At 40.9% G+C, this 10,911-nt stretch carries 7 protein-coding genes; all 7 read left to right on the top strand.

What is annotated here, in order from left to right; all coding sequences use genetic code 11:
* The 7 genes from V7K69_RS28925 to V7K69_RS28895 all read left to right on the top strand — a co-directional run bounded on the left by V7K69_RS28925 (position 1) and on the right by V7K69_RS28895 (position 10,884).
* Positions 1–927 (top strand): DMT family transporter, encoded by a 927-nt coding sequence (locus V7K69_RS28925; RefSeq protein WP_335040909.1) that lies wholly within the window; start codon positions 1–3, stop codon positions 925–927.
* A 52-nt stretch (positions 928–979) separates the two neighbouring features.
* Positions 980–1,588 carry a LysR family transcriptional regulator gene (locus V7K69_RS28920; RefSeq protein WP_193945672.1) on the top strand — a complete coding sequence of 203 codons (609 nt, stop codon included), beginning with the start codon at positions 980–982 and terminating at the stop codon, positions 1,586–1,588.
* Positions 1,581–2,288 (top strand): cupin domain-containing protein, encoded by a 708-nt coding sequence (locus V7K69_RS28915; protein ID WP_335040904.1) that lies wholly within the window; start codon positions 1,581–1,583, stop codon positions 2,286–2,288. Before V7K69_RS28920 ends, V7K69_RS28915 begins: the two co-directional genes overlap by 8 nt.
* Before the next feature lie 13 nt (positions 2,289–2,301).
* Positions 2,302–3,096 carry an SDR family oxidoreductase gene (locus tag V7K69_RS28910; protein WP_335040902.1) on the top strand — a complete coding sequence of 265 codons (795 nt, stop codon included), beginning with the start codon at positions 2,302–2,304 and terminating at the stop codon, positions 3,094–3,096.
* A 139-nt stretch (positions 3,097–3,235) separates the two neighbouring features.
* Positions 3,236–8,146, top strand: a complete 4,911-nt coding sequence (locus tag V7K69_RS28905) for an amino acid adenylation domain-containing protein (RefSeq protein ID WP_335040900.1) — start codon at positions 3,236–3,238, stop codon at positions 8,144–8,146.
* Positions 8,147–8,266: 120 nt separating this feature from the next.
* The gene (locus tag V7K69_RS28900; protein WP_335040898.1) at positions 8,267–9,043 is read left to right on the top strand and encodes an SDR family NAD(P)-dependent oxidoreductase; all 777 of its coding nucleotides are present in this window, start codon (positions 8,267–8,269) and stop codon (positions 9,041–9,043) included.
* A gap of 32 nt (positions 9,044–9,075) precedes the next feature.
* Entirely contained in the window at positions 9,076–10,884 is a 1,809-nt protein-coding gene (locus V7K69_RS28895) for an ABC transporter substrate-binding protein (protein ID WP_335040896.1), read from the top strand.
* The last annotated feature ends 27 nt before the right edge of the window (positions 10,885–10,911 follow it).

Raw genomic sequence — 10,911 nt, 5'->3', positions numbered from 1 at the left:
ATGAGTAGCATATATAACATGGAACTAGATGACTGCATTCAACCCACGCAAAACGCCCTCCACATTCGGGGCATAATTGCGATCGCGATCGTCAGTCTAATATGGGCGACAACCTTCCCACTGACCAAAGATGCAGTTACTAGCTTTTCACCAGCCGTACTCACCGCCAGCCGTTTTACTATTGCAGCTGCAATATTTACCGCGTACTTACGCTCTTTAAACGTTCAAATATTACGTGATGGCATAGTTTTAGGACTTCTACTTTTCGCCTGCTTCGCCTTCCAAGCGATCGGGCTGGAAACTGCCAATGCCAACCGAGGAGGATTCATTTTCAGCCTCAATGTGATCATCGTACCCCTGCTGGGGGCGTTATTCGGTCAGCCTTTGCTACTTAAAACTGTACTCGCCGCCGGAGTTGCCCTCACAGGTATCGGCATTATGTGCTGGGAAAATGGCTCTCTAGGTATGGGTGACTTGTTGTTGTTTGGCGACACCTTCATTTACGGTGTTTATATGCTGGTACTTCAAGAAACGGCACAACGCCACTCAACCCTATCCTTGACTGCTATCCAACTGTGGATTGTAGCAGTGTTAAGTACCATCTGGGCAGTGCCGGATTTAAGCGTCGGGCAATTTGAGACTCTGAGCAATAACTATGGAATTGTCCTTTACCTCGGTCTGGTAGGGACTGCTGGTACTACCTGGTTAGAAACAATAGGTCAGCAATGGATTTCAGCTTCCGAGGCAGCGCTACTGTGTACCCTCGATCCGGTACTCACGTCCGTTTTTTCCTTTTGGCTACTCGGTGAGAAGTTTGGAGTACGCGGTTTGATTGGTACGGCTTTGGTACTAACTGCATTGATTTTGAGTCAGAGTAAGTCTCAATATATAGATCGAAAATTTATATTTGGCGCAGAAAATGTTTAAAAATTAGTAATTTTAACTTGATTTTTTCTACTATACGACCTTGATTAAAACGATGCTAAAGTTTTCGATTGAATTTCGACCTCCTATTCCTCCTACAAAAAGTTTGATTATCGGTACATTAGGGCCTAGTGGTACTAGTAGTGACTATGCTTCTAGCTATATAATTAAACAATTAGAGTCAGAGGAATTAACTGGAGAAATTCAGTTATTTGATGGTTTTCCAGATGTTAAAGAAGCTTTGCTGCAAGACAAGATTGATCTAGCTCTAGTTCCTCATGCTTATCAAATGATTAATGAGTTTTATATGGAGCCAAGTTTTGATTTAGGCTTCATTTTTATCTATCCTACTCCAGTTTATGGATTAGCTAAGAAAAAAAATACAGAGGTAGTTTTTAAAGGAGCTAGACTTGTTACCCATCCGGCACCTTTACCTTTGTTGTCAAGACTTTTACCAGACTCTCAAGACCAATCAGAAATTCAGGTTGATTTGTCTCCTTCTACTAGCGATGCGGCAATTCAAGTACAAAAGGGTTTAGCTACTCTAGCTATTACTAATAAAAATGCTGTTGACGCTTATGATTTAGAGTTTATTTCCACCTATGGAAAAATCCCTATGAGTTGGTCAATTTTTTATAAAAAATTAGCAGAAAGTCATGTCTAAATTTTTCCCAACTCCCAAAATTACAAAAATTGGTTCAGATGTAGAATTAATAGCTTATGAATGTCAAGATACACTTGTTCAACTAGTGTATCTTGCTCCTGGAGCTAATTTTGCCCTGCATGAACATCTAGAAAGTCAGATGGGAATGATCATTTCTGGTCGTTTAGAAATGAACGTCAACGGAACCAAAGAAATTATTGAACCGCTACAACAAGCTTACATTGCCAATGCTTATGTTCCTCACGGTTCTGTAAATATTTTTCCAGAAACAGCAATAGTATTCGATGTAAAACGGATCGTAAATTCCTTACCATCAGAAAAAGCAGACGAAGTGTTTCTCAAGGCATCGCCTAAAAAAGATGAAATTACTGGTTTACCATGTCAATCTATTGTTGCTTCTTGGTTTGAGATTGTGATTACTGAAATTCCCCCAGGAGGAATTATCCCAATGCAACAATCTGCTAGCGAACAAATGGGAATAATCCTGAATGGACAGTTGATGATGTCTGTAGAAGACGAACAGCAAAGACTAGAATATGGTAGTATTTATTATGCTCCAGTTAATGTGTTTTGTGGAGGATATAATTCTTCTAATGAAGCAGTATCTTTGATTAAAATTTTGATTCAACCTAGTTCTCGTTTATCTTACAAAGAAGTTTCTTTAAGTGAAATAACTGCGCGATCGCTAACTGCTTCTTAAAGGAATATTCATCATGGATTTAGGATTAACACAGAAAGTAGCTTTAGTGACAGGAGCAAGTGCTGGTATCGGTTATAGCGTTGCCCAAAAGCTGGCAGCAGAAGGTTGTCAGTTAATAATTTGTGGGAGAAATTCTGAGCGCTTAGAACAAGCTTATCAAGGTTTAGTTAGTTCCCAAGCAAAAGTTATCCCCATTCTTGCTGATGTTCAAAAGGCAAGTGATTCTCAAAAATTAGTACAAGAAGCTCTCAACCAATTTGGCAAAATTGATATCTTGGTCAATAATTCTCAGGGAGCTACATTTTCTAATGAAGCAGTAGAAAATCTATCTGATGAAGATTGGTCAACTGTTTTTGAAGGCAAGTTAATGGGCTATATTCGGATGACAAATCTGGTGCTACCGACGATGAAAAATCAGCAATGGGGGCGCATTATCAATATTGTTGGCACATCAGGAAAAGAACCTTCTAGTCGTCTTGTTAAATCGGGAGTGTGTAATGCTGCATTAATCAACTTTACTAAAACTGTTGCCACAGAAGTTGCTAAGTCGAATGTTTTAGTTACCTGTGTCAATCCTGGTCTGATTGATACTCCAAGGCATAGAGAATATTTAGAAGTATTCGCCCAAAAGGAAGACCGAAATATTGAGGCGATTATAGAAGGAATAGATAAGACAATTCCTATAGGTCGTCGTGGTCTTTCTAGTGAAGTTGCTAATTTAGTTGCTTTTTTAAGTTCGGAATGCGCTAGTTATATAACAGGTGTAACTATTGCAGTAGATGGCGGGTTGTCTACGGGAGCTTTTTAAGAAAACGAACCGCGAAGGACGCAAAGGACACGAAGTTAAGAAAAGGTTCAAAGATTTTTCGCATAATTCATATAGATTTTTATAGATTTGCATTTTTGTGGTTAGTTCAAAAAAAATACTTAATATATAAAATAAAACAATGGTAGCTATACAAAATCAAAATAAAACTAAAGATATTGAAGCCATATATCCCCTTTCGCCAATGCAGCAGGGGATGCTATTTCATACTCTCTATCAGCCAGAATCAAGAATATACTTTGAGCAGTTTCGCTTCACTATTCACGGCGATTTAAATAAGAGCGCGTTTGAGCAAGCTTGGCAGCAAGTGGTACAGAGACACGCAGCTTTACGGAGTCTTTTTGTTTGGAAGAACCGCAAACAGCCAGTCCAAGTAGTGCGTAAACAGGTTAATTTAACTTGGATTAACAGGGACTTGCATTTGTTCTCAACTGAGGAACAACAAAAACAAATTACTTCTTTCTTAAATATAGATAAAGAGCAAAGTTTTGAACTTGACAAAGCACCATTGATGCGCTTTGTTTTATTTCGGTTAGCAAACGAAACCTATCATTTTGTCTGGAGCTTTCATCATATATTGCTTGATGGTTGGAGTTGGCCGATTCTCTTTAAAGAAATCTTTGCTTTTTACGAGTCCATCACCAATAATCAACCATTATATTTAGCCCCAACTCGTTCTTACCGAGACTACATTAATTGGTTACAGCAGCAAGACTTATCTAGTGCAGAGGAATTTTGGCGGCGAACTCTTGAGGGTTTTACTGCTTCTACCCCTTTGGTTGTGGAACAAGCTGTAGGGCAGATTGCTCACCAGCAAACCAGTTATATTCGACACCAACATCTATCAGCCGAGGCAACTGCTACTTTAAAATCTTTTGCCCAACAACATCATCTCACCCTTTCTACCTTGATACAGGCAGCTTGGGCATTATTACTGAGTCGTTACAGTGGTGAGTCTGATGTGGTGTTTGGGGCTACAGTGTCCGGTCGTCCTCATAATTTATCTGGTGTAGAGTCGATGGTGGGGTTGTTTATTAATACCCTACCTGTACGGGTAAAAATTCCTGAAACAGCTGATTTATTGCCTTGGTTAGTGCAATTGCAACAAGAACATATAGAACGGGAGCAGTATTCCTACACCTCACTGGTAGATATTCAAGGCGTGAGTGAGATTCCTCGGAATCAACCTTTGTTTGAAAGCATTGTGGTGTTTGAGAACTATCCTGTCAACTTAACCTTGCAAGCACTTCCAGGGAATTTAAAAATAGCCGATCGCCAAGCCCTTGGAGAAACGAATTATTCCTTAACGGTGGTGGCAATTCCTAGTGATGAACTGGTAATCAAAATCAACTACGATCGCGATCGCTTTGACGCAGATACCATTGACCGCATGATTGGTCATTTGCTCACGCTGTTGCAGGGGATTGTTACTAATTCTCATCGTAGTGCTGGCGAATTACCGCTACTCACACCAGCAGAGCAAAATTTACTGTTAGTCGAATGGAACGCCACCCAAGCCGCGAACCCTATCAATGATTGCATCCATCAATTATTTGAGCAGCAAGTTGAAAAAACACCCGAATCTGTGGCGGTGGTGTATGAAAATCAACAATTGACCTACCAAGAGTTAAACCAACGTGCCAATCAACTAGCTTATCATCTGCAACGTTTGGGTATTAAACCAGATGCACCTGTGGGGATTTGTCTGGAACGTTCTCTAGAAGCGGCAATTGCCATATTAGCAACCCTCAAAGCTGGGGGTGCTTGCGTTCCCCTTGACCCTACCTATCCCCCAGATCGGTTAGCATTCATGTTGGCAGATACTGGCGCAACCGTTGTCTTAACTCAAGCTAGTTTAAAGTCCTTGCTTGAGCAAGATTTCCACCACCATCTAATTTTATTAGATGAGGCATGGGAAGAGATAGACAAAGAATCTGATATTAATCTTCAGACAGATACAGAAGCAGATAATTTAGCGTATGTAATTTATACTTCTGGGTCTACAGGAACTCCTAAAGGTACGCTTGTACCCCATCGATCGCTAACCAATTTAATAGAACACCATCAAGCAAAGATGGCTACAGGTGTGGGTGTTCTTCAGTTTGCCTCCCTTAGTTTTGATGTCAGCTATCACGAAATGTTTGCGGCATGGGGTTTGGGTGGCACACTGTATATGATTCCTGAAAGCGATCGCAAGGATTTAGATAAATTAATTCAATTACTTGCTAAAGAACCAATCGCCAAAGTCTTCCTTCCCGTCACCTTATGGCAACAATTAGCAGAAATATACGGAGACGAAGAACATTTATTTAAGAACATTAGAGAAGCGATCGCCTGTGGTGAACAACTCCAGATTACTCAACCAATGATTAAGCTGTTTCAGCGTTTAGAGAATTGTAGACTCTATAATTTATACGGACCCACAGAAGCAGATTTAGTTACAGCTTATACCTTTAGCCAAGAGCCTGATAAATGGCCTATTTATCCACCAATTGGTAAGCCTGCGGTCAACGTGCAAGTTTATCTATTAGACCGCAATCTCCAACCCGTACTGATTGGCGTTCCTGGGGAACTCTACGTTAGCGGTGATGGTTTGGCTCGTGGCTACCTCAACCGCCCAGATTTGACAAACCAAAAATTTGTTCCAAATCCGTTTGCGAAGCCAGAAGGTTTTTCCTCCTACTCCCCACTCCCTACTCCCCACTCCCAAAGAAGACTATACAAAACTGGGGATTTAGCTAAATATTTACCAGATGGCAACATTGAATTTTTGGGACGCATAGACGATTTAGTAAAAGTTCGGGGTTTTCGGGTTGAACTTGGCGAAGTTGAAGCGGTTTTGAGTAAACATCCCCAAATCAAGCAAGCAGTGGCTAAGGTGTTTGGGCAAAGTGCTAGGGAAAAATATTTAGTCGCTTACTTTGTACCAATTCAAGGACAGACTCTCACCATCGAAGAGTTGCGTAATTTTATTCAAGACCAGTTGCCAGATTACATGATTCCATCAGCTTTTGTGCAGATGGAGTCCTTTCCCTTGACCCCCAATGGTAAAGTTAACCGTCGCGCTTTGAGCGAACCGACGACTAGCAGACCAGAATTAGCTCAAACTTTTGTTGCACCCCGGACTCCCACCGAAGAAATTTTGGCGGGTATTTGGAGGGATGTTTTGGGGTTAGAACAAGTTGGAATTTACGACAACTTCTTTAATTTGGGAGGACATTCTTTACTTGCTACTCAAGTTATTTCTCTGACACGTAAAGCATTTAAGATCGAATTATCTCTGCGAAGTTTATTTGAATCTCCAGCGATCGCAACTTTAGCGAAAACCGTCGAAACGGCTTCACAACAAGAAACTTTGCCGGAAATTGTACCCTTGCGATCGCCAAATGCAACACAGCCAATCTCCTTAACTCAGCTAGAGTTTTGGTTTTTCGAGCAATTCTATCCTGGTAATCCTGTATACAACTTGCCCCTGATTTATCGCGTCACAGGTTCGCTGGATGTGAAAGCGTTAGAGGAGAGTTTAAGGGAAATTGTGCGACGACACGAAACCTTGCGAACTACCTTTAAGGTGGAAAACGGACAAGTTGTTTATGTAATTTCCCCCGAACCTGTATTTGATTTTGTTGTCATAGACGTACAAAATATATCGGAAGCAAAACGACAAGCGGAGAAAGAGATTAAGCAGCCTTTCGATTTGGCGTGGGGGCCGTTATTGCGGAGTAAGCTTTGGCGTTTGAGTGAAACCGAGCATTTGCTTGTTGTCACTACACACCATATTGTTGCTGATGGTTGGTCTTTTAGTGTGTTAACCCAAGAAATGACAAGCCTTTACGAAGCTTTTTCTCAAGGTAAACCCTCTCCCCTGACCAAGTTACCCATTCAATATGCAGACTTTGCACATTGGCAAAGACAATTATTGCAGGGAAAAACCTTAGAATCACAGATGCAATTCTGGAAACAACATCTAGGTGTTAATCCTCCAGTCTTAAAACTACCAACCGATTATCCACGCCCAGCCGTGCGAACCTTCACAGGTGCGCGTCAACCTTTGGTGATTTCTTCAGACTTAACCAAAGCACTTAAAACCTTGAGTCAGCAGGAAGGCGTAACCTTATTTATGACCCTGTTAGCAGCACTCAAAACATTACTTTTCTGCTATACAGGACAACCAGACATCATTGTGAGTACAACAGTTGCCAATCGTACCCGTCCTGAAACAGAAGGACTGATTGGTTTCTTTGTCCATTTACTGCCATTTTGCACCAACTTAGAAGGTAATCCCAGCTTCCGCGAACTATTGCGGCGAGTGCGAGAAGTGTCTTTAGGAGTGTATGCACATCAAGAAATGCCCTTCATCAAACTAGTAGAACAAGTGCAACCAGTCAGAGACTCCAGTTACACACTACTAGCACAGGTGATGTTTGTTTTCCAAAACACCCCAGAAGATGATTTAAAACTGGCAAATTTGACTTTAAAGGAGGAATTTATTGCCACAGATACCAAAGATACAGCCGAATTTGATTTAAATCTCACACTCCAAGAAACAGCAGAGGGAATTGAAGGCGCTTTAGTCTACAGAACCGATTTGTTTACACCTGCTACTATCGCCAGAATGGTAACAGTCTTTCAAAACTTACTTGAATACATAGTTATTAATCCTGACCAACGTCTTAGAGAACTTCCCTTTTTAAATGAAGGTGAAAGTTTACCAATTCAAAATAACAAATTACCAATAGCGAATAACTTTCAGAATGAATTTACTGAACCCAGTAACTCTATTGAAGAAACCATATTAGCTATTTGGAAAGAAGTTTTAGGGTTAGAACACATCAGTACACAAGATAACTTCTTTGACCTTGGAGGACATTCTGCACTAGTTCTACAACTTACATACAAATTACAGAAAGCTTGGCAAATAGAGCTACATTTAGTTTCCCTATTTGAAAAATCTACCATTGTCCAACAGGCAGAAACTATCCAAAATTTAATAAAACGAACCGCAGAGGCACAGAGAACGCAGAGAAAATGAGAACTACATAACCCAACAGAATATTGATAATTAATCCTCTCTCAATCTCTTCCCTCAGCGCCCTCTGCGTCTCTGTGGTTCGTATTATTCCATTTTAAAATACCACTCCCACAAAAAACCGTGAAACCTTCCCTTTTTGACCTAACAGGAAAAGTCGCCATTATCACCGGATCTGCAAGAGGTATCGGCAAATCCATAGCTCAAGGATTAGCAGCTGTAGGCACAAAGGTTGTAGTTGCTGATATTAAAGCAACCGAAGCGGAAAAAACCGCACAAATAATTCAGGAGGCTGGAGGCGAAGCGATCGCAATTCCCACCGATGTCAGAAATCGCCAAGATTGTTTACACCTAATTGAGCAAACCGTGGCGCACTATCACAGGCTTGACATTATGGTATGTAATGCCGGCATTGACATCATCAAATCGGCGGCTGACTTAGAGGAGTTGGAGTGGGATAACATCATCAACGTCAATTTGAAGGGATACTTCAACTGCGCTCAACTAGCCGCAAAACAAATGATTGAACAAGGGACAGGCGGCTCAATTATCATGAACTCTTCCATTGGTGGTGTAGTGGGAATCAGTGGTTCGGCGGCTTATACAGCATCGAAAGGAGGGGTAAATTTACTCGTGCGATCGCTAGCACTGGAATGGGCAAATCACCAGATTCGAGTTAATGCTTTTGCTCCTGGCTATATCGACAACATTATGGAAGGTACAGAGACATTTCGGCGATCGCCACAAGATGATCAGCAACATCTAAGTACTGTGATTCCCATGAAACGACGCGGAAAACCAGAGGAACTCATCGGCCCAGTGATATTTCTCGCGTCTGAAGCAGCTTCTTATGTGACGGGGGCAGTTTTGATGGTGGATGGGGGATACAGCGCCATGTAGGGTAGGTAAAAGAAGTTTCCGAGAGTACAGCTATGCGAAGATTGATCACACTTACTGCTATCCGCCGTCGACGTTGGCATAGCCCGCCGCAGGCATCGCCAGTTCTATTAGGATTTATCCTGGTGTTTGTCCTAGTTAGTTGCGTCCAAACTAACTTGATCTCCAAAGCAGTAGCTGGATCTCAAATCATTCTTAGTAGTTCTGCCGAACCCAACACCTTTAACCCTCAGTTGATGGAGCAGGGAGTAGGTATTTTAACTTTCCTCTATGAAGGACTGATTCGTGAAAATGGTCGAGGAGAAATTAAACCAGCATTAGCGCGATCGTGGCAAACTTCTGAAGACCAAAAGCGCATTATTTTTACACTGAGGAAAGGACTGAAATGGTCAGATGGTAAACCACTAACTGCTGATGATGTGGTGTTTACTTATAAAGATATTTACACAAATACTGCCATTCCTTCTTATGCCAAAGATTTTTTACAAATAGGCAAAACTCGCGCTTTTCCTACAGTAAAAAAACTGGATAATTGGCGTGTTGAATTTACACTTCCAGAACCTTTTGCTCCCTTTCTTCGTACAACAAAACTAGAAATTTTACCTGCTCATATTCTGCGCTCCAGCATCACTACAAAAGACTCCGCAGGTAGACCGCTATTTCTCTCAATCTGGGGAACGGATACTCCACCCAATCAAATTGTGAGTAACGGTGCATACAAATTAGAATCATACATTTTAGGTGAGCGAATAACTTTTCGCAAAAATCCCTATTACTGGCGTAAAGATCCTCAAAATCATACTCAACCCTATATCGATCGCATTGTTCTAAATACGGTTAGCAATAATGATACAGCATTAATTCAATTTCGTTCTGGAGGACTTGATTTTATTGACGTAAATCCTAACTATTTTTCATTATTGAAACGAGAAGAAAAACAAGGAAAGTTTACAATTTATAACGGTGGTTCTCAAACAGGAACTACAGCGATGATGTTTAATTTGAATACAGGGCTTAGAAATGGTCAGCCTTTAGTTGATCCAATTAAATCTCGCTGGTTCAATACAGTAGCATTCCGCCAAGCCGTTGCTTATAGCATCAAACGCCCGCGTATGGTCAACAACCTATTTGCAGGAGTAGGAGCGCTGCAAAATTCGCCCATCGCAGTGCAAAGTCCTTACTATCTTTCTCAGCAAGCTGGTTTACCAGTCTACAACTATAACCAAGAGAAGGCAAAAGCATTACTTCTCAAAGTAGGTTTTCAATACAACAATCAAGGTGAGTTATTCGATGTAGATGGGAATCGAGTCAGATTTACGCTCACTGCTAATGTTGGTAATAAGGTGTTGCAAAACATGGCTCCTTTAATTCAAGACGATTTGAGCCAGATAGGAATTCAGGTAGATTTGAATTTGATTGGAGTGGGATTGGTTGTAGACAAATTAGCAAATCGTCTGGATTGGGATTGTCAGATTATTGATGGTTTCCCAATGACAGTAGAACCCAACGAAGCAATCAATATTTGGTCTACTAAAGGGAACTGGCATTTTTTTAACCGCCATCCCCAAGCCGGACAAATATCGATTAGTGGTCAGCAGGTAGCCGATTGGGAACAAAAGATTGATGATTTCTACATTCAAGGTGCAGCCGCAAATGAAGCACAACGAAAACAAATTTATGCAGAAACTCAAAGATTGAGTCAGGAATATTTGCCGTTTATTTATCTAGTAAATTCCTTATCAATGGTGTCTATGCGAAATCGCATTCAGGGCGTAAAACACTCTGCTTTACAAGGAACATTTTGGAATATTTATGAACTGAAAAGTAATTCTATCAATAATTAACAAAATATTAGATCCCCGACTTCTTAA

It is taken from the genome of Nostoc sp., from assembly GCF_036917775.1.
GTDB lineage: Bacteria > Cyanobacteriota > Cyanobacteriia > Cyanobacteriales > Nostocaceae > Nostoc.
This window is presented reverse-complemented; position numbering and strand designations above follow the sequence as displayed.

What these genes read in the sequence shown, in the direction of transcription:
- V7K69_RS28905 (WP_335040900.1), top strand. Translation starts at nt 3,236, where the DNA reads ATGGTAGCTATACAAAATCAAAATAAAACTAAAGATATTGAAGCCATA.
- V7K69_RS28895 (WP_335040896.1), top strand. Translation starts at nt 9,076, where the DNA reads ATGCGAAGATTGATCACACTTACTGCTATCCGCCGTCGACGTTGGCAT.
- V7K69_RS28920 (WP_193945672.1), top strand. Translation starts at nt 980, where the DNA reads ATGCTAAAGTTTTCGATTGAATTTCGACCTCCTATTCCTCCTACAAAA.
- V7K69_RS28910 (WP_335040902.1), top strand. Translation starts at nt 2,302, where the DNA reads ATGGATTTAGGATTAACACAGAAAGTAGCTTTAGTGACAGGAGCAAGT.
- V7K69_RS28925 (WP_335040909.1), top strand. Translation starts at nt 1, where the DNA reads ATGAGTAGCATATATAACATGGAACTAGATGACTGCATTCAACCCACG.
- V7K69_RS28915 (WP_335040904.1), top strand. Translation starts at nt 1,581, where the DNA reads ATGTCTAAATTTTTCCCAACTCCCAAAATTACAAAAATTGGTTCAGAT.